This window comes from Streptomyces sp. NBC_01463 (assembly GCA_036227345.1).
Classification (GTDB): Bacteria; Actinomycetota; Actinomycetes; order Streptomycetales; family Streptomycetaceae; genus Streptomyces.
In genome coordinates, this window is sequence record CP109468.1 from 4,999,215 (window position 1) to 5,018,138 (window position 18,924).

General features: G+C 71.0%; 18 protein-coding genes. 11 read left to right on the forward strand and 7 right to left on the reverse strand.

The features are described from left to right. The first annotated feature begins 67 nt into the window (after positions 1 to 67). The 6 genes from dacB (at position 68) to folE (ending at position 7,665) form a co-directional block, all read left to right on the forward strand. The gene (gene dacB, locus OG521_22135) at positions 68 to 1,573 is read left to right on the forward strand and encodes a D-alanyl-D-alanine carboxypeptidase/D-alanyl-D-alanine-endopeptidase (protein WUW23335.1); all 1,506 of its coding nucleotides are present in this window, start codon (positions 68 to 70) and stop codon (positions 1,571 to 1,573) included. Positions 1,574 to 1,621: 48 nt separating this feature from the next. Continuing rightward, positions 1,622 to 2,755, forward strand: a complete 1,134-nt coding sequence (locus OG521_22140) for a zinc-dependent metalloprotease (protein WUW23336.1) — start codon at positions 1,622 to 1,624, stop codon at positions 2,753 to 2,755. A gap of 201 nt (positions 2,756 to 2,956) precedes the next feature. Continuing rightward, positions 2,957 to 4,048: a tRNA lysidine(34) synthetase TilS gene (gene tilS / locus OG521_22145; protein WUW23337.1), complete on the forward strand. Its 1,092-nt coding sequence runs from the start codon at positions 2,957 to 2,959 to the stop codon at positions 4,046 to 4,048. A 99-nt stretch (positions 4,049 to 4,147) separates the two neighbouring features. Then, positions 4,148 to 4,687 carry a hypoxanthine phosphoribosyltransferase gene (hpt, locus tag OG521_22150; GenBank protein ID WUW26760.1) on the forward strand — a complete coding sequence of 180 codons (540 nt, stop codon included), beginning with the start codon at positions 4,148 to 4,150 and terminating at the stop codon, positions 4,685 to 4,687. A 196-nt stretch (positions 4,688 to 4,883) separates the two neighbouring features. Continuing rightward, the gene (gene ftsH, locus OG521_22155) at positions 4,884 to 6,908 is read left to right on the forward strand and encodes an ATP-dependent zinc metalloprotease FtsH (protein ID WUW23338.1); all 2,025 of its coding nucleotides are present in this window, start codon (positions 4,884 to 4,886) and stop codon (positions 6,906 to 6,908) included. A gap of 151 nt (positions 6,909 to 7,059) precedes the next feature. Next, positions 7,060 to 7,665, forward strand: a complete 606-nt coding sequence (folE, locus tag OG521_22160) for a GTP cyclohydrolase I FolE (GenBank protein WUW23339.1) — start codon at positions 7,060 to 7,062, stop codon at positions 7,663 to 7,665. A gap of 42 nt (positions 7,666 to 7,707) precedes the next feature. Here the strand turns inward: folE and OG521_22165 are convergent, their stop codons facing one another. From OG521_22165 to OG521_22190, 6 genes are all read right to left on the reverse strand, one after another. Beyond that, positions 7,708 to 8,190, reverse strand: coding sequence for a DUF3180 domain-containing protein (locus tag OG521_22165; GenBank protein ID WUW23340.1), 483 nt, complete (start codon positions 8,188 to 8,190; stop codon positions 7,708 to 7,710). 68 nt (positions 8,191 to 8,258) lie between these two features. Beyond that, the gene (gene folK / locus OG521_22170; GenBank protein WUW23341.1) at positions 8,259 to 8,870 is read right to left on the reverse strand and encodes a 2-amino-4-hydroxy-6-hydroxymethyldihydropteridine diphosphokinase; all 612 of its coding nucleotides are present in this window, start codon (positions 8,868 to 8,870) and stop codon (positions 8,259 to 8,261) included. After that, positions 8,867 to 9,226 (reverse strand): dihydroneopterin aldolase, encoded by a 360-nt coding sequence (gene folB, locus OG521_22175; protein WUW23342.1) that lies wholly within the window; start codon positions 9,224 to 9,226, stop codon positions 8,867 to 8,869. The genes folK and folB overlap by 4 nt, the downstream gene beginning before the upstream one ends. 212 nt (positions 9,227 to 9,438) lie before the next feature. Then, positions 9,439 to 9,921 (reverse strand): nuclear transport factor 2 family protein, encoded by a 483-nt coding sequence (locus OG521_22180; GenBank protein ID WUW23343.1) that lies wholly within the window; start codon positions 9,919 to 9,921, stop codon positions 9,439 to 9,441. After that, positions 9,918 to 10,715 carry a dihydropteroate synthase gene (gene folP, locus OG521_22185; GenBank protein WUW26761.1) on the reverse strand — a complete coding sequence of 266 codons (798 nt, stop codon included), beginning with the start codon at positions 10,713 to 10,715 and terminating at the stop codon, positions 9,918 to 9,920. The genes OG521_22180 and folP overlap by 4 nt, the downstream gene beginning before the upstream one ends. A gap of 93 nt (positions 10,716 to 10,808) precedes the next feature. Further along, entirely contained in the window at positions 10,809 to 12,650 is a 1,842-nt protein-coding gene (locus OG521_22190) for a phosphatidylglycerol lysyltransferase domain-containing protein (protein ID WUW23344.1), read from the reverse strand. Positions 12,651 to 12,790: 140 nt separating this feature from the next. On the opposite strand from OG521_22190, the gene OG521_22195 reads away from it, so the two are divergent. Beyond that, the gene (locus OG521_22195; GenBank protein WUW23345.1) at positions 12,791 to 13,912 is read left to right on the forward strand and encodes an alpha/beta hydrolase-fold protein; all 1,122 of its coding nucleotides are present in this window, start codon (positions 12,791 to 12,793) and stop codon (positions 13,910 to 13,912) included. Positions 13,913 to 13,957: 45 nt separating this feature from the next. Here OG521_22195 and OG521_22200 read toward each other — a convergent pair whose 3' ends face one another. Next, a complete protein-coding gene (locus OG521_22200; protein ID WUW23346.1) occupies positions 13,958 to 15,148 on the reverse strand; it encodes a betaine/proline/choline family ABC transporter ATP-binding protein in 1,191 nt (396 codons plus the stop codon). Between the two features lie 129 nt (positions 15,149 to 15,277). Between OG521_22200 and OG521_22205 the strand changes: the two genes are divergently transcribed. The 4 genes from OG521_22205 to OG521_22220 all read left to right on the forward strand — a co-directional run bounded on the left by OG521_22205 (position 15,278) and on the right by OG521_22220 (position 18,900). Next, positions 15,278 to 15,991 carry an ABC transporter permease gene (locus OG521_22205; GenBank protein ID WUW23347.1) on the forward strand — a complete coding sequence of 238 codons (714 nt, stop codon included), beginning with the start codon at positions 15,278 to 15,280 and terminating at the stop codon, positions 15,989 to 15,991. 2 nt (positions 15,992 to 15,993) lie between these two features. Next, the gene (locus OG521_22210) at positions 15,994 to 16,668 is read left to right on the forward strand and encodes an ABC transporter permease (protein WUW23348.1); all 675 of its coding nucleotides are present in this window, start codon (positions 15,994 to 15,996) and stop codon (positions 16,666 to 16,668) included. A 72-nt stretch (positions 16,669 to 16,740) separates the two neighbouring features. Beyond that, positions 16,741 to 17,724, forward strand: a complete 984-nt coding sequence (locus OG521_22215) for an ABC transporter substrate-binding protein (GenBank protein ID WUW23349.1) — start codon at positions 16,741 to 16,743, stop codon at positions 17,722 to 17,724. 141 nt (positions 17,725 to 17,865) lie between these two features. Further along, positions 17,866 to 18,900, forward strand: coding sequence for a hypothetical protein (locus tag OG521_22220; GenBank protein WUW23350.1), 1,035 nt, complete (start codon positions 17,866 to 17,868; stop codon positions 18,898 to 18,900). The last annotated feature ends 24 nt before the right edge of the window (positions 18,901 to 18,924 follow it).

Below are 18,924 nucleotides of genomic sequence, written 5' to 3' on the forward strand. Positions count from 1 at the left end.
AACACATACGACTGATGGTTAAGTGTCCCCCACGGAGATGCGTGCTCGCGAAAGGGGCTGGTCAACGGTGGCCGAGCCGGTGAAAAGACCGTCGATCAACCCGTTCGCCAAGCTGAGCAAGGCAGCCCTGGCGGACCATCTCGACCTGCGGAACGGGCTGAGCAACTGGCAGTTCACGGCCGTTTCCGCCGTCCTGGGCCTGGCGCTCGCAGCCGGCGCCGTCCTCGCCGCCGGTCCCTGGGACTCGGGTCAGCGTAAGGCCGAGCAGGACTGGGCGGCCGCCCGGACCCCCACAGGTGGCACACATCACGACCCGGACGCGCCCGCGGGTCCGGCCCCCGCACCGAGCGCCCCGGCGGTGCTCGCCGCCCTCGGCGCCGCACCCGGCAAGCCGGCGGCGGACGCCGTGGACGCCCCGGACGGAGCAGCGGCCGCGCTCCGCTCCGTGCTGGCGCCGCTGCTGAAGGACCCCGCGCTCGGCACCCGGCGCAGCGCCGTCGTCATCGACACCGCGACCGGCCGGCGGCTGTACGGGGTGGGAGCCGACACCCCGATGACCCCCGCCTCCACGGTCAAGATCGCCACCACGGTCGCCGCCCTCACCGCGCTCGGCCCCGCCCACCGCATCCCCACGGCAGTCCGGGCCTCCGCGGACCTGCGCACCGTGACCCTGGTCGGCGGCGGCGACCCCACCCTCGACCGGGCCGCCCTGCGCACCCTGGCCGCCGACACCGCCCGCGCCCTGAAGGACGGCGGGGTCCGTTCGGTGCGGCTGCGGTACGACACCTCCGGCTACTCCGGGCCCGCGCTCCACCCGATCGGCCCCAACGAGAACATCGCTCCCGTGAGCGCCCTGATGATCGACGAGGGACGGCTCGACGACACCTCCAGCGGGCCCGCGCCACGCAGCGGCGACCCGGCCCGTGACGCCGCCGACGCCTTCGGCGAACTGCTGGACGAGGCCGGGATCACCACCACCGACGGCCCGGAGGCGGGCCGGGCGGCGGCCAAGTCCAGGCCGGTCGCCAAGCACCTCTCCGCCCCGCTGTCCGCCCTGGTCGAGCGGGCGCTGACCAACAGCGACAACGACATCGCCGAGGCGCTGGCCCGCCAGACCGCGCTGGCCACGGGCGAGGCGGCCGACTTCAAGGGCGGCCGACGGGCCGTCACCGCACAGCTGAAGAAGCTCGGACTGCCCCTGAAGGGCGTGAACATCGCCGACGGCAGCGGGCTCGACCGCCGGGACAAGGTCACCGCCGCCCTGCTCGCCGGTCTCCTGGCCCGCGCCGCCGACCGGGACCACACCGAACTGCGCCCCGTCCTCACCGGCCTTCCGGTGGCCGGCTTCAGCGGCACGCTCAGCGGCCGCTACACGACGAAGGCCGGCGGCACCGGCCTGATCCGCGCCAAGACCGGCACTCTCACCGGCGTCAACACGCTCTCCGGCACGGTCGTCGACCCGCACGGCCGGCTGCTCGCGTTCGCCTTCCTCGCCTCTGGCACCACCGCCCCGGCCGAGGCCCAGTCGGCCCTCGACGCGCTCGCCACCGCCCTGGCCGCCGGGAGACAATGAGGTCCCAACACCTCACCGCGCTCCGGGCCGAGCACGTACGGTTGACGCATGACGAGCATCGGTGGTGCCGGGATGGTCGACTGGAATCTCGCGGTCGCGACCGCGACCCGGCTAGTACGGCCGGGTCCCGAGATCAGCCGCGAGGAGGCCCGCGAGGTCGTCGCGGAGCTGCGCAGGCATGCCAAGGCGGCGGAGGAACACGTCCGCGCCTTCACCCGGATGATCCCGGAGGGGACCGAACCGGAGGACACCCCGGTCCTGGTCGTCGACCGGGCGGGCTGGATCAAGGCGAACGTCGCGGGCTTCCGGGAACTGCTCCGCCCCCTCCTGGAGAAGATGGAGGAGCGGCGCGGCGGCGGCGCGGGCGGCGCCGTGCTCGGCGCGGTCGGCTCCAAGGTGACCGGTGTCGAGGTGGGGATGCTGCTGTCGTTCCTGGCCTCCCGGGTCCTCGGCCAGTACGAGACGTTCGCCCCCGCCACCCGTGAGCTCCCCGCGTCGGCCGACGGCGGCGGCCGACTGCTGCTGGTCGCGCCGAACATCGTCCACGTCGAGCGGGAGCTGGAGGTCGACCCGCACGACTTCCGCCTCTGGGTCGCCCTCCACGAGGAGACGCACCGCACCCAGTTCACCGCGGTGCCCTGGCTCCGCGACCATCTGCAGGGCGAGATCCAGTCATTCCTCGACGAGACCGACGTCGACCCGATGACGGTGCTGGAACGGCTCCGCGAGGCCGCCCAGTCGCTGGCCGGCGGCCGGCCCGAGGGCGAGGAGGGCGAGGACGGCGGGCGCAGCCTCGTCGAGATCGTCCAGACCCCCGCCCAGCGCGAGATCCTCGGCCGCCTCACCGCGGTCATGTCCCTGCTGGAGGGGCACGCCGACTACGTGATGGACGGCGTCGGCCCCGAGGTGGTGTCCTCCGTCGGCGAGATCCGGGAGAAGTTCCAGCAGCGCAGGGCGCGCGGCGCGAGCCGCCTCGACCAGGCGCTGCGCAAGCTCCTCGGGCTCGACGCCAAACTGCGCCAGTACCGCGACGGCGAAAGGTTTGTGCGCGCCGTCGTCGACGAGGTCGGGATGGACGGCTTCAACCGGGTCTGGACCTCGCCCAACACGCTTCCGACCAAGGCCGAGATCGCCAAGCCGGAGGACTGGATCGCGAGGGTGCACCGTAAGGCAGAGTCATGATCACGGCCCGTGCGCGGGCCCGGGACCCGAGGGCAACGCGCCGGTAATCACCCATCCGAGGGACCGTAGGGGCATGGGAAGGCGTGCAATGCTCGATGAACGGCTTTGCTCTGTCACCATCGACGCACTCTGAGTGACGGCACTCTTTTCCGTCCCGGCACTCGGAGGCACCTCTCCAGAACTTCACGAAGGGCACCGGACATGGGTCCCCATCCTGCGGTCGCGGCGATACGCCTGGCGGTCCGCCGCGTACTCCACGACGTACTCACCGAATTCTCCGAACAGACCGAACGCACCGGGCACACCGGACGCGCCCCGCACCCCGAGCTCGCCGAGGCCGGAGCGGGCAGGCGGCGCGCCGCACTTCCCGAACGCCCCGGTACCCCGCTGGTACTGGTGGCATGCTCCGGCGGCGCCGACTCGATGGCGCTCGCCTCCGCCCTCGCCTTCGAGGCCCGCAAACTCGCCGTCCGGGCCGGCGGCATCACCGTCGACCACGGCCTCCAGGACGGCTCCGACGCCCGCGCCGCCGAGGTCGCCGACCGCCTCGCCGCCATGAACCTCGACCCCGTCGAGGCGGTCGCGGTGCACGTCGGCCACGGCGGCGGACCCGAGGCCGCCGCCCGCGACGCCCGCTACGCGGCCCTGGACGCCGCGGCCGAGCGCCACGGCGCCGCCGCCGTCCTGCTCGGCCACACCCGCGACGACCAGGCGGAGACGGTCCTGCTGGGCCTCGCCCGCGGCTCCGGCATCCGCTCCCTGTCCGGCATGGCCGCCGCCTCCGGACCGGCCGGCCGCTACCGCCGCCCCTTCCTCCAGCTCGACCGGCAGACCGCCCGCACGGCCTGTCTGGCCCAGTCCCTGCCCGTCTGGGACGACCCGCACAACATCGACCCCGCCTACACCCGCTCCCGGCTGCGCCACGAGGGCCTGCCCGCCCTGGAGAAGGCGCTGGGCAAAGGAGTCGTCGAGGCCCTGGCCCGTACGGCCCAGCTCTCCCGCGACGACGCCGACGCCCTCGACACCTGGGCCGCCGAGGCCGGACGTGACGTACGCGACGACGCGGGCCGGCTGGAGTGCGCCAAGCTCAACGCGCTGCCGCCCGCCGTCCGCCGCCGCGTCCTGCGCCGGGCCGCCATAGAGGCGGGCTCCCCGGCCGGTTCGCTCTTCGCCCGGCACATCGAGGAAGTCGACCGCCTCATCACCGGCTGGCGCGGCCAGCAGGCCATCAACCTCCCCGGCCGCGTCGAAGCCCGGCGGCAGGGTGGCAGACTGGTCATTCGGCAGAGCTGACGCACAAGCGGCTGACATGCAGGCGAGCGGCCGCGCAGGCCCGGGACTCCACCCCGGACCCGGCAGGCAAAGAAAGAGACGCGGGTGAACGAGAAGGACATGGGTACCGACCTTCAGTCGGTGCTCCTCACCAAGGAAGAGATCGACGCGAAGCTCGTCGAACTGGCCGCGAAGATCGACGCGGAGTACGCGGGCAAGGACCTGCTCCTCGTCGGAGTCCTCAAGGGCGCGGTGATGGTCATGGCGGACCTGGCGCGCGCGCTGTCCACCCCCGTCACCATGGACTGGATGGCCGTCTCGTCGTACGGCGCGGGCACCCAGTCCTCCGGTGTCGTCCGGATCCTCAAGGACCTGGACACCGACATCAAGGGCAAGCACGTCCTGATCGTCGAGGACATCATCGACTCGGGCCTGACGCTGTCCTGGCTGATGTCGAACCTCGGCTCGCGCGAGCCCGCATCGCTGGAGATCTGCACCCTGCTGCGCAAGCCGGACGCGGCGAAGGTCGCGCTCGACTGCAAGTGGGTCGGCTTCGACATCCCCAACGAGTTCGTCGTCGGCTACGGGCTGGACTACGCGGAGAAGTACCGCAACCTGCCCTTCGTCGGCACCCTCGCCCCGCACGTCTACGGCGGCTGAGCACGACGCCGGCGAACCCGCCCCGGCTGCGGGGAACCCTCACCGATTTCCCGCCGTTGAGCCTTCGAAGGCGGGTTTGACAGACTTCCTCTGCGGTCGTCGGTGACAATGCCGGTGTACCGTCCGAAGAACAGTCTTTACTCACAGCAGCATTTACCTACGGGCAGGAGGGACGGGGCGACTTCGCTCCGTATGGATGGACGTGAAGCGATACTTCCGTGGGCCGGTCATGTGGATCGTGCTGGCCGTCCTCGCCGTGGTCGTGTTGATGCAGGTCGTCGGCTCGGGTGGCGGCTACAAGACGGTGGACACCGGCAAGGTGATCCAGGCGATCAGTAAGAACCAGGTGGAGCAGGCCAAGCTGACCACCGGTGACGATCAGATCATCAAGATCGAGCTGAAGGACGGCCAGAAACTCTCCGGCGAGTCCGGCAGCAAGTTCCAGGCGAGCTACATCGGCAACCAGGGTGTCCAGCTCGCCGACACGCTGCAGAAGAAGTTCGAGAGCGGTGACATCGACAAGGGTTACACCGTCTCGCCGTCGAAGCAGTCCCCGTTCGTCTCGATCCTCTTCTCGCTGCTGCCGTTCGTCCTCATCGTGGTCGTCTTCCTGTTTCTGATGAACCAGATGCAGGGTGGCGGCTCCAAGGTCATGCAGTTCGGCAAGTCCAAGGCCAAGCTGATCACCAAGGACACCCCCAAGACGACGTTCGCCGATGTGGCGGGGTCGGACGAGGCGGTCGAGGAACTCCACGAGATCAAGGAGTTCCTCCAGGAGCCGGCGAAGTTCCAGGCCGTCGGCGCCAAGATCCCCAAGGGTGTCCTGCTGTACGGGCCTCCCGGTACGGGCAAGACGCTGCTCGCACGCGCCGTCGCCGGTGAAGCGGGCGTCCCGTTCTACTCGATCTCCGGTTCCGACTTCGTCGAGATGTTCGTCGGTGTCGGTGCCTCCCGTGTCCGTGACCTCTTCGAGCAGGCCAAGGCGAACGCCCCGGCGATCGTCTTCGTCGACGAGATCGACGCAGTCGGCCGGCACCGCGGTGCCGGTATGGGCGGCGGACACGACGAGCGCGAGCAGACGCTGAACCAACTGCTCGTGGAGATGGACGGCTTCGACGTGAAGGGCGGCGTCATCCTGATCGCCGCCACGAACCGGCCGGACATCCTCGACCCGGCGCTGCTGCGCCCGGGCCGTTTCGACCGGCAGATCGCGGTCGACCGGCCGGACATGCAGGGCCGTCTGGAGATCCTCAAGGTCCACCAGAAGGGCAAGCCGGTCGCGCCGGACGTCGATCTCGGCGCCGTCGCCCGTCGCACGCCCGGATTCACCGGTGCCGACCTGTCGAACGTGCTGAACGAAGCGGCGCTCCTCACGGCGCGCGGCAATCTGAAGCTGATCGACAACAACATGCTCGACGAGGCCATCGACCGCGTCGTGGCGGGTCCGCAGAAGCGGACCCGGATCATGTCCGAGAAGGAGAAGAAGATCACCGCGTACCACGAGGGCGGACACGCCCTGGTCGCGGCGGCCTCACCTCAGTCGGACCCGGTCCACAAGATCACGATCCTCTCCCGCGGCCGCGCCCTCGGTTACACGATGGTGCTCCCGGAGGAGGACAAGTACTCCACGACGCGCAACGAGATGCTCGACCAGCTGGCTTACATGCTGGGCGGGCGCGCGGCCGAGGAGCTGGTCTTCCACGACCCGACGACCGGCGCTGCGAACGACATCGAGAAGGCCACCGCAACGGCCCGCGCGATGGTCACGCAGTACGGCATGACGGAGCGGCTCGGCGCCATCAAGTTCGGTGGCGACAACACCGAACCCTTCGTGGGCCGCGAGATGGGCCACCAGCGCGACTACTCGGAAGAGGTCGCCGCGCTGGTCGACGAAGAGGTCAAGAAGCTCATCGAGACCGCGCACAACGACGCGTGGGAGATCCTCGTCGAGAACCGCGACGTTCTGGACGCCCTGGTTCTCCAGCTCCTTGAGAAGGAGACCCTCGGCAAGGCGGAGATCGCCGAGATCTTCGCTCCGATCGTCAAGCGTCCGGCCCGTCCGGCGTGGACGGGCTCCGCCCGGCGCACGCCGTCCACCCGGCCGCCGGTGCTCTCCCCGAAGGAGCTCGCCCTCACCAACGGCGCCGCCACGGCGAACGGCTCGGTCACGGACACGGTTCCGGCGGCCGAGGCGATCCCCGAGGAGCGTCCCGAGAGCTAGACACCGACCCCGGTGTGGCCCCCGTCACGGAGGCTCCACCGGGCCCGGAATGGATGCCGCGCCCCCCAGGTTTTAGCCTGTGGGGGCGCGGCTTTTCCGTATCACCTGCGCGGATGTCCACGCAGTGACAGCTCAGAGGAACGAGGCACAGATGACCGACCCGGTGACGCTGGACGGCCAGGGTTCGATCGGCGAGTTCGACGAGAAGCGGGCCGAGGCGGCCGTACGCGAGCTCCTGATCGCCGTCGGGGAGGACCCTGACCGGGAGGGGCTGCGGGAGACGCCGGGGCGGGTGGCACGGGCGTACAAGGAGATATTCGCGGGCCTGTACCAGGAGCCCGAGGACGTCCTGACGACCACGTTCGACCTCGGCCACGACGAGATGGTGCTGGTCAAGGACATCGAGGTGTTCAGCACCTGTGAGCACCATCTGGTGCCGTTCCGCGGAGTGGCGCACGTCGGGTACATCCCGGCGACCTCCGGCAAGATCACCGGGCTGTCGAAGCTGGCCCGGCTGGTGGACGTCTTCGCCCGCCGGCCGCAGGTGCAGGAGCGGCTCACCACGCAGATCGCCGAGTCCCTGATGGAGATCCTGGAGCCGCGCGGCGTGATCGTCGTCGTGGAGTGCGAGCACATGTGCATGTCGATGCGTGGGATCCGCAAGCCCGGGGCGAAGACCCTGACCTCGGCGGTCCGCGGACAGCTCCGCGACCCCGCGACGCGCGCCGAGGCCATGAGCCTCATCATGGCGCGCTGAGAACCCCGGCCGGGCCGGGGCGGTGGCGGGACGGGCGGCGGTCTACGCGGCCGCCGCGTTCTTGTTGTCGTCCTCGTCGTCCGGGAGCTTGCAGACGTGCTCCAGGAACAGCGCCGCCGCGATCACCGCGATGCCGGCCAGGACCGCGAAGCCCGCGTAGATGGCCTGGTCACGGCGGGGCGGGATATCGAGGGAGCCGAGCAGGAAGACGCCCGTGCCGCCGTACACCCCGGAGACCAGGGCGACGACGAGGGCACTGGCCTGGCCGAAGACCACGGCACGGGCCGCCATCAGGGGTTCGACGCCCTTCGCGCCCGGCCGCCGCTCCCGCTGGGCGCGCAGCCGGGCGCGGATGGACAGTGCCGTGGCCAGCAGGACCACGGCGATCACGGCGATGACGACGGGCGCGGCCAGCGGCACGCTCGGCAGGGTGCCGAGGGAGTCCCAGAGGCGGGCGCCGCCCCAGGACAGCACCCCGGCGGCGGCGAAGAGGCCGGCCAGTACCCCGAGCCGTAGTTGCTTCACCGCGTGAGCCGCCCTTCGCCGCCTGTGGACCGTCCTGCCGGTCCTGCTTGTCTCTGTGAGCCTAACGACTACTCGGGCAGCCGGAGTTCCAGGTCGGACCGGGGCAGTACGCCGTCGCGGCCGACACCGGCCAGCAGCTCGGATACCGCGCCGATGCCCGGCAGCTGGGCCTCGGGGTCCACGTCGTGCCACGGGGCGAGGACGAAGGCGCGCTCACGGGCCCGGGGGTGGGGGAGCGTGAGCACCGGGTCGTCGGAGACCACGTCGGCGTACGCGACGATGTCGACGTCGATGGTGCGCGGCCCCCAGCGCTCCTCACGGACCCGGTCGAAGGCCTCCTCGATGGCCTGGCCGCGCTCCAGGAGGGAGGACGGGGGCAGCGTCGTCTTCACGACGATCACCGCGTTGAAGTACGAGGGCTGGGAGCCCGGGTCGACGCCCCACGGCTCCGTCTCGTACACCGGGGAGACCGCCTTGACCCGGAGGCCCGGGGTGTCCTCCAGGGCGTCGATGGCGCCCTGGAGGGTCTCCAGCCGGTTGCCCAGGTTGGAGCCGAGGGAGATCACGGCCCGTTTGGGGTTGGAGAGGGTGATGTCGGCGGCGTCCACCTGCTCGACCACGGAGGCGGGAACCGGCTGTACGGTCGGGTCGCTCTGCCCCTCGGTAGAAAATGCAGTCATGCTCGGCTCCGGGTGATGGTGACGGTGACGTCGTCGAAGGGGACGGTGATGGGCGCATCCGGCTTGTGGACCACGACCTCCACCTCCTCGACGCCTTCGTGCTTGAGGCACTGCTGGGCGATGCGCTCCGCGAGCGTCTCGATCAGATCGACGGGTTCGCCCTGGACCACACCGACGACCTCCTCGGCGACCACGCCGTAGTGCACGGTCTTCGTGAGGTCGTCGGCGGCTGCCGCGGGGCGGGTGTCGAGGCCGAGCACCAGGTCCACGATGAACGTCTGTCCCTCTTCCCGTTCCCGGGGAAAGACGCCATGGTGCCCACGGGCCTTGAGGCCGCGCAGCGCGACACGATCCACGCGAATCACTCCTGCTGTTGTTGTCGTAGGGGCACATGGCCGCGTGCGGGCGGCCGGGTACCCGTTTCCGAATCTACCCGCGCGCACCGACAGTCCTCCCCCGCGGGGGCTATGGACACGACGGCACGGGACTGGTAGCCGCTGATACCCGGATGTGCCCGGTCCCAACCCCGCCGAGCTGCCTTTTGGGCCTCCAACGGCCTTGTACCCACTCAGGAGGAGGAGTCTTCGTCCTCTTCCTCACCGGTTTCGGCCAGTACGGGCGAGCCGTGGTGGGACCACAGCTTCCAGCCGTCCGGAGTGCGGCGGAACACATTGGTCGCGACGACCAGTTGACCGACCAGCGGGCCCAGGGAGCTGCCCTCCTCCGCGGGACCGCCGCTGAGGATGTTCTCGGTGCAGGTCACCAGGGCGGTGTCGCCCGTCATGGAGACCCCGACGTCGGTCAGGAAGAACTGGATGTACTCGGTGTTCGCCATGATCAGGGCGTAACTGCGCAGCACCTCGCCGCGGCCGGAGAGCACCGGCCAGCCGGGGTGGACGCAGGAGACCGTGAGGTCCTCGCCGGGCAGCCAGAGCCCGGTCAGCTCGTCCAGGTCCCCGCGCTCCATGGCCTCGTAGAACGCGGTGTTGGCCCGCTCGACCGCCTCGATGTCCTCGGCGGCGGAGGCCTGCTCGTCCTGCGGCTCGTTCACGCGGCTCCCTCGACCGCGCGGGCGACCCGCACGGCGTCGGCGGTGGCCCGTACCTCGTGGACCCGGACGGCCCAGGCACCGGCCCGGGCGGAGAGCGCGGAGACCGCGGCGGTGGCCGCGTCGCGCTCGCGGGCGGGTGGCGGGGCGGTGCCCGCACCGGCCAGTACATGGCCCAGGAACCGCTTGCGGGAGGCGGCGACGAGCAGCGGGCGGCCGAGGCCGTGCAGCGCGTCCAGGCGGGCGATGAGCGACAGGTCGTGCGCGGCGTCCTTGGCGAAGCCGAGGCCGGGGTCGATCACGATGCGTTCGGGGGCGACACCCCCGGCGACCACGGCGTCCATCCGGGTCCGCAGCTCCTCGACGACCTCGGCGACGACGTCCCCGTAGACCGCCCGGCTGTTCATGGACTCGCTGAAGCCGCGCCAGTGCATGACGACGAACGGCACCGCGGCGGCGGCGACGACCGGGACCATGTCCGGGTCGGCCAGTCCGCCGCTCACGTCGTTGACCAGGACCGCTCCCGCGGCGACGGCCTGCTCGGCGACCCGGGCCCGCATGGTGTCGACGGAGACCGTGACCCCTTCGGAGGCGAGGCCGCGGACCACGGGGACCACGCGCCGCAGCTCCTCGGACTCGTCCACCCGGCTGGCGCCGGGGCGGGTCGACTCACCGCCGACGTCGACCAGGTCGGCGCCCTCACCGACCAGGTCGAGGCCGTGCTTGACGGCCGCCGTGGTGTCGAACCAGCGGCCCCCGTCGGAGAAGGAGTCGGGCGTCACGTTGACGACACCCATGACCGCGCAGCGGTCCCACTCCGGCAGGCCCTGGACCGTGCCTCGTCCATGCAACGTACTCATACGACCAGCCTAGGCCCGTATGGAGGGAGGTCACGCCGGGCGGATGCCCTGCTCGGTGCCGGAGGCGCGTACGTGCCCGCAGGGGCGCCGGCCGCCTGCCGGGAGCCGGCGGGCGAGCGGGCGGGGGAGGGCGAAGCTCACGAAGCCCTCCGCCTGCATGGCGGCCAGCGAGATCCGGGGCAGGTCGCGGGCGGTGCGGTAGACCACGAACCGGGGCTCCCAGCGGGGCCGGAACTTGGCGTTGAACTTGTACAGCGACTCGATCTGGAACCAGCGGGACAGGAAGACCAGCAGCCCGCGCCAGATCCGCAGCACCGGTCCCGCCCCCAGTTTCTCGCCGCGCGCCAGGGCGGAGCGGAACATCGCGAAGTTCAGCGACACCCGGGTGATGCCGAGCCGGGGCGCGGCCTGGAGGGAAGCGGCGATCAGCAGCTCGTTCATGCCGGGGTCGGCGGCCCGGTCGCGGCGCATGAGGTCCAGGGACATGCCGTCGGTGCCCCACGGGACGAAGTGGAGCACGGCCTTCAGGTCGCCGTACGGGGAGTCCGCGGCCTGCTCGTCGGCCTTGTGGGCGGTGGCGACGAAGCAGTCCCTGTCGGCGCCGTCGCCGATCCGGCCGAGCGCCATGGAGAAGCCGCGCTCGTTGTCGGTGCCGCGCCAGTCGGCGGCGGCCCGCCGGATGCGGACCAGTTCGGCCTCGCCGATGTCGGCCACCCGCCGGACCCGGGTCTCGTAGCCGCCGCGCTCAATGCGCTTCACCATCTGGCGCACATTGCGCATGGCGCGTCCGGCGAGGGAGAAATCCGCGACATCGACCACCGCCTCGTCGCCGAGTTCCAGGGCGTCGAGACCGGTCTCCCGGGTCCAGACCTCGCCGCCGGTCTCGCTGCAGCCCATCACGGCCGGTGTCCAGGAGTGGGCCCTGGCCTCGTCCATGAAGCGTTCGATGGCACCGGGCCAGGCCTCCACGTCGCCGATCGGGTCGCCGCTGGCGAGCATCACGCCGGACACCACCCGGTAGCAGACGGCGGCCTTGCCGCTGGGCGAGAAGACCACGGCCTTGTCGCGGCGGAGCGCGAAGTGGCCGAGCGAGTCGCGGCCGCCGTGCCGCTCCAGCAGGGCGCGCAGCCGTGCCTCGTCGTCCTCGGTGAGCCGGGCGGCCGGGTGTTCGGGGCGGAAGGCGAAGTAGATGGTGGTGACGGCGGTCAGCAGGCCGAGCGCGCCGAGGGAGTAGGCCACGGTCCAGGAGGTGACACCGGCGTACTCGACCGGGCCCTCGAAGCCGAACAGCCCGTACAGCACGTGCTGGAGCCGGTCGGCGATGCTGGGGTTACCGACCAGGCGGCCCGGGTGGACGCTGACGATGACCAGACCGAGCCCGAGCGAACCCGCGCCGAGCAGCACGAAGTTGGCCAGGGCCCTCCAACGGCTGCGCGGGTCGGGGAGCGCGGCGAATTCACTCCGGTGGCGTACGAGCAGGTAGCAGAGCGTCAGCGAGACGAGTGTGCCCAGGACCGAGTGCCGGTAGACGAACTGGGCCGCCGCGCCCGCCGGGAGCAGGACGACCGCGGCCCGCCAGGCCCGGCGCTTGTGCCGCTTCAGTCCGTGGGCCAGGAGGAGCAGCAGGACGCCGGCGCTCAGTGAGAGGGCGGCGGCGAAGGGGCCGAGGGCCCCGGGGAGGACTTCGGCGAAGGTGTGCATCCGGCTGTGCCGGAAGCGCGGGAAGACGCCCGCGGCGACGTCGATCAGGCCGACGGCGGTGCAGGCGGTGCCGACGAGCACCGGTACGGTCTCGGGCCGCGGTCCGTGTACGAACTTGCGTACACCATTCGGAACCGATCCCGATTTATCCCCATCTAGCGTGACAGACATCGCTTCCCGTGGTTCCGCGAGAGATTCTTGGAGTCCGTCGGCCGGAGCCCTGCGGACGATGTGCGACCTCTAGGACGAGGCTTCCGGGCCACGGGTTCACCCGGCACCCGGAAATTTCCTGACAAGAAAGTTCAACCGCCATGGGCCTTACCGGTAACGCAGTGCTGATCCTGGCGATCGTGCTGGCCGTCGCGCTGTTCGCCGTCACGATCTGGCTCTGGCCCAGGCTTGCCCGGCGAAGTGTCCCCGCCGTGTTCGGCCGGGTGGGGCTGCTGCTGGGGACGCAGGTGGCGGTCTTCGTCTCGGTCGGCCTGATGGCCAACAACTCGTTCCTCTTCTACGGCTCCTGGGCGGATCTGTTCGGCCAGAAGCAGGAGCTGGGCGTGGTCACCGACCACGCGGCGGGGACGCTGGCGGCGAAGAACATCGTCCGGGTGGGGACGCAGCGGCCGGACGTGCCGGGAGGCTCGGGGCCCTCCGCGGTCGGCCGGATCGACAAGGTAGTGATCGCGGGGCGGCGCTCGGGGATCGAGTCCTCGGCGTACGTGTACCTGCCGCCGGAGTACTTCCAGCCGGCGTACGCCCGGCGGAAGTTCCCCGCGGTCGTGGTGCTGACCGGTTACCCGGGCACGTCGGAGAACCTCATCAAGGGGCTCGGATACCCCCGGACGGCCCTGGAGCGGGTGCGGGCGGGGCGGGCGCAGCCGATGATCCTGGTGATGCTGCGGCCGACGCTGGCGCCGCCGAGGGACACCGAGTGCGTGGACATAAAGGGCGGTCCGCGGACGGAGACGTTCTTCGCCGACGACCTGCCGCCGGCGGTCTCGGCCGGCTACCGCGTGGGCCGGCACGCCCGTAACTGGGGCATCATCGGCAACTCGACCGGCGGCTACTGCGCCCTGAAGATCGGCCTGCACCATCCGGCCCGCTTCACGGCGAGCGCGGGTCTTTCCGCGTACTACGAGGCGGCCGAGGACCCGACGACCGGAGACCTCTTCCACGGCGACCGGCGGGCCCGCGAGCGCGCCGACCTGCTGTGGACGCTGGAGAACCGGCCGCAGCCCGACTCGTCCTTCCTGGTGACGACGTCCCGCCACGGCGAGTCCAACTACGCCGAAACCCAGGAGTTCGTGGCCAGGGTGAAGCGGCCCGCGCAGGTCTCGTCGATCGTGCTCGCCAGCGGCGGGCACAACTTCAACACCTGGCGCCGGGAGATCCCCGCGGCCCTGGACTGGATGAGCAGCCGGCTCAGCGAGAACTGACCGGGGCGGCGGGGCTGGTGCGCGCCGCTCGTCCTGCCGCGCGCCTCAGGGCCCCGCGGTCTTCGCCGCCACGCCCGCCACGCTCTCCACGGCCACCTCGGCGCGCGGCACGGACCGGTCGTCCGCGCTGACGGAGCGGCGCAGCGCCTCATGGAGCCGGGCCGGTGTGAGCACGCCCAGGAACCGGCCCTCGCCCTCCTCGTCGATGACCGCGATCCATCCGGCGTCGTGCTGGAGCATGGTGGCGAACGCCTGCTTGAGCGGGGCGCCGACGGGCAGCCAGGCCTCCATCCGGCGGGCGTGTTCGCGGACCGTGCCCTTGGTGGCGGCGAGCGCGTCACCGGCCGGGATCCAGCCGTGCAGATGGCCGTCGCCGTCCAGCACCACGGCCCACCGCGCCCCGTCAGCGCGCAGCCGCTCGGTGGCCCTGGCCAGCGGGTCGTCGAGGTGGACGACCGGCGGCCGGTCGAGGTCGCTCTCCTCGATCGGGGTGACCGAGAGGCGTTTGAGCCCCCGGTCCGCGCCCACGAAGTCCGCGACGTATCCGGTGGCGGGTGCGCCGAGCACGGTGGCGGGGGAGTCGAACTGCTCGATGGAGCCCTGTCCGTAGACGGCGATACGGTCGCCGAGCCGGACGGCCTCCTCGATGTCGTGCGTGACGAACAGCACGGTCTTGCGGACCTGGGCCTGAAGCCTCAGGAATTCGTTCTGCAGGCGTTCCCGGACCACCGGGTCGACCGCGCCGAAAGGCTCGTCCATCAGCAGGACCGGCGGGTCCGCGGCCAATGCGCGTGCCACGCCCACGCGTTGGCGCTGACCTCCGGACAGCTGTTCCGGATATCGGTCGCCATAAACGGAAGGATCGAGTCCGACCAGATCGAGGAGTTCCGCGGCGCGTGCGCGCCCCTTTCCGCGTTTCCAGCCGAGGAGATGCGGGACGGTCGCGGTGTTCTCGAGAACCGTGCGGTGCGGGAACAGGCCGACCTGCTGGATCACATAGCCGATACGGCGCCGCAGCTGGACGGGGTCGATGGCGGATATGTCGTCCCCGTCGAGGAATATCCGTCCCTCGGTCGGTTCGATCAGCCGGTTCACCATCTTCATGGTGGTCGTCTTGCCGCAGCCCGACGGTCCGACGAGCGTGACCAGTTCGCCCTCGGCGACCTCGAAGGAAAGGTCGTCGACGGCGGTGGTGCCGTCCGCATACCGCTTGGTGACGTGCTCGAAACGGATCATGGTTCCCCATTGTGGAGGGTGTTCTGTGAAGGACATGTTGCTGGAATACAACGGCCTCGGCGATTGTCAGTGGTCGAGGATAGGCTCGCCGGACATCAGTACGAGAGGGCGACGGGGAGGAGGGGACGGATGGCCGCACAGAACTGCCTGGTGACGAACGACTGGATCTGCGGGGAGTATCTGCGCTCCCGGAGCCAGGAGTTGACCGACGCGACGGTCCAGCACATCTGGATCACCGTGGTCTCGGTGGTGATCGGCGTCGTCGTGGCCTTTCCGCTGGCGCTGCTCGCCCGCCGGAGCAGGCGCTTCGCGGGACCGGTCCTCGGGCTGACCACGGTGCTCTACACCGTGCCCTCGCTCGCGATGTTCTCGCTGCTGCTGCCCCTGTTCGGGCTCTCCGCGGCGCTCGTCGTCACCGGACTCGTGCTGTATTCGCTGACCATCCTCGTGCGGAACATCCTGGCGGGCCTGGAATCGGTCCCGCAGGAGGCCAAGGAGGCCGCCCGGGGCATGGGGTACGGGCCGGCCCGGCTGCTGTGGGAGGTCGAACTGCCGCTCGCGATGCCCGCGTTGATGGCGGGCGTCCGGATCGCCACGGTGTCCACGATCGCGCTGACGACGGTCGGGTCGATCGTCGGCCGGGGCGGTCTGGGCAATCTCATCGACGACGCCCTGCCGAGCTTCTTCAAGGCCCAGGTGCTGGCCGCCTCCGTGCTCTGTGTGCTGCTCGCGGTGGTCGCGGACCTGCTGCTGCTCGGCGTGCAGCGGCTGCTGACCCCCTGGACCCGCATCCGGACCACCCACGACGCCGTGAGCACGGCCGGCACGGCGAAGGCGGTCTGACCATGGGAGTTCTCGGCGAGGCCTGGACCTGGCTCACCACCGGCGCCAACTGGTCGGGGGAGAGCGGGGTGGCCCACCGGCTCGGCGAGCATCTGTACGTCAGCGGGGTCGCGCTCGCCCTGTCCTGCGCCATCGCGCTGCCCATCGCCCTGTACCTGGGACACATCGGGAAGGGGGGCGCGCTGGCCGTCAACATCTCCAACGTGGGCCGGGCGATCCCCGTCTTCGCGGTGCTGGCCCTCTTCATGGTGTCGCCCCTGCGCAACGCGGGATACATACCGACGATCATCGCCCTGGTGCTGTTCGCCGTGCCGCCGCTGCTGACCAACGCCTACGTCGGGATGACGGAGGTGGACCGTTCGGTGGCGGAGGCCGCGCGGGGGATGGGCATGTCGGGCGGGCAGCTCTTCGTCCGCGTCGAACTCCCGCTGGCCTACCCGATGATCATGACCGGGCTGCGTTCGGCCGCGGTTCAGGTCGTGGCCACCGCGACGATCGCCGCGATGGTCGGACAGGGCGGCCTCGGCCGGATCATCACCGCCGGCTTCAACACGTACAACACCCCGCAGGTGGTCGCGGGCGCCCTCCTGGTCGCCGTGCTCGCCCTGCTGGTGGAGGCGGCGCTGGTCGCCGTCGACCGGCTGCTGTCACCGCTGCGCCGCCGCCGGACGGCCTGAGCGCCCGGCCACCCACCCGACAACCCACAACGCTTATCGCATATGGCCTCGTTGCCGTGGACGGAGAACAACATGAGCAGGACCTCGCGCATAGCCGGCGCGGTCATCGGCATCGTCGCGCTCGCGGGCTCGCTCGCCGCCTGCGGTGGCGACAGCCTGGAGAAGGACAAGGGCGGATCCGCGTCCGACACGGACAAGGGCTCCGGGAAGAAGGGCTCGCTCGTCGTCGGCGCCGCGGCCTTCACCGAGTCCAAGGTGCTCGCGGAGCTGTACGCCGGAGTGCTCTCCGACGCCGGATACAGCACGTCGGTCACCACCGTGAAGAACCGCGAACTCTACGAACCGTCGCTGGAGAAGGGCGAGATCGACGTCGTCCCCGAATACGCGGCGACGATCGCGGAATTCCTCAACGCCAAGGTGAACGGGGCGAAGGCCGCCGAGTCGAAGCCGGTCGCATCGGGTGACACCGCGGCCACGGTCGCCGCCCTGGAGAAGCTCGCCACTCCGCGCGGGCTGAAGGTGCTGCCGGCCGGCCAGGCCGTCGACCAGAACGCCTTCGCGGTCACCAAGGAATTCGCCGACAAGAACAAGCTCAAGACCCTTTCGGATCTCGGCGCCGCCAAGATCAAGGTGAAGATCGCGGCGGGCGACGAGTGCGAGGTGCGGCCGTTCTGCGCACCCGGACTGAAGAAGACGTACGGCATCGACGTCACGGGCATCGACCCCAAGGGAGTCGGCACCCCGCAGTCCAAGCAGGCCGTCAAGGACGGGAAGGACCAGCTGGTTCTCACCACCACCACGGACGCGGTCCTGGACACCTTCGGCCTGGTCTTCCTGGAGGACGACAAGAAGCTCCAGAACGCGGACAACGTGCTGCCCGTCCTGAATGCCAAGGACGCCGGCGCCCAGGACATCGCCGACGCTCTCGGCAAGCTCACCTCCGCACTCACCACGCAGGATCTGGCGGAGCTGAACCGCAAGGTCGACGCCGAGCGCGCCAAGCCCGCCGATGTGGCGAAGGAATACCTTCAGTCGAAGGGCCTGATCAAGAAGTAGCCCGCGACCGGAACGCGGACCGGAACGCAGGACCGGAACGCAAGGCCGGAATGAGTGATTCAGGGGCCGTCAGGTAACTGCCGGGGAACAGATTGCCGGGCGGCCCCCCAAGCGGCCCGTACGCACGGTAAATTTCAGGCCATGCCACGTGGACGCCATCGCCATTCGCCACCTCTGCACAGAATCCTTCCGCCTTCGGCCGTCGCCGGGGCCTCGGTCCTCTGTGCCGCGGGAGCCTGGCTGCTCGCCGAGCCGCTGGTCCTGCGCGGACTGGCCGCCGCCGCGGCCGCCGCCGCCGTCACCGGCGCGTATCTGATGCGCAGCTGGGACCGGGAGGCGGGCCGTCGCGTCGCGGAACTGACGCGCGCCCGCGCCAGTGACGAATGGCGCGCCGAGGAGCGCGTGGCGGAACTGGAAGCGGATCTGGAGGAGTCGCGCGAGCTGCGTGCCCGCCTGGAGACGAAGCTGCGCCGCAAGCGTGTGGAGCTCGCCGGGCTGCGGGGCGAGCACGCCGCGCTGCTGCGGCGGTACGCCACCGCCGAGACCCAGCGCGCCAGCGTGCTGGAGAGCCGCCGGCAGCTCGCACTGGAGGCGGCCGCGCCGCCCCGCGAACTGCCCGCCGCCCGCAGCACCCCCACCCCTTCCGCCTATCTGCGGGCCGCCCAGGCGCTGGAGGACCTCTCGCGCAACGGGGCGCTCCAGGAGGCGCGGCGCACCACAGAGCCGGCCAGGAAGCGCGATCTCGCCGAACGCGCCAAGGAGGCGGAGGAGCCGCAGGGGAAGCACGCGGCGGCCGCGGACCCGCACGGATCCACCGGCCGGCCGGGTGCCGAGCAGCACCGCCGCCCGCAGTCCGCCCTGCCCGCGGCCCGGCCGGACCGGGCGCTGCCCGCCCCGCGCCCGGTGCAGGCCGCCAGCGCGGTCGTGCCGTACGCGGCGTCCCGCCGTCATCTGGTGCCGCAGGGCAGCTTCGACTTCTTCGGTACGCAGAAGGCGCACGCCGCGATCGAGTCCGTACAGAACGAGGACCTCGCCGACGTGGTGGGCGAGGAGGCGCTGGCCGCGCACCGCACGGGCACGGCCGAGAACCGGGCCGTCGGCAAGGTCATCGACCTGACCGCGCACGACGAGACCGAGCAGCTGGACGTGGCGGAGCTGCGCAGCGCGATCTCCTAGCGGATCCTCGGCGGGCCGGCCGCG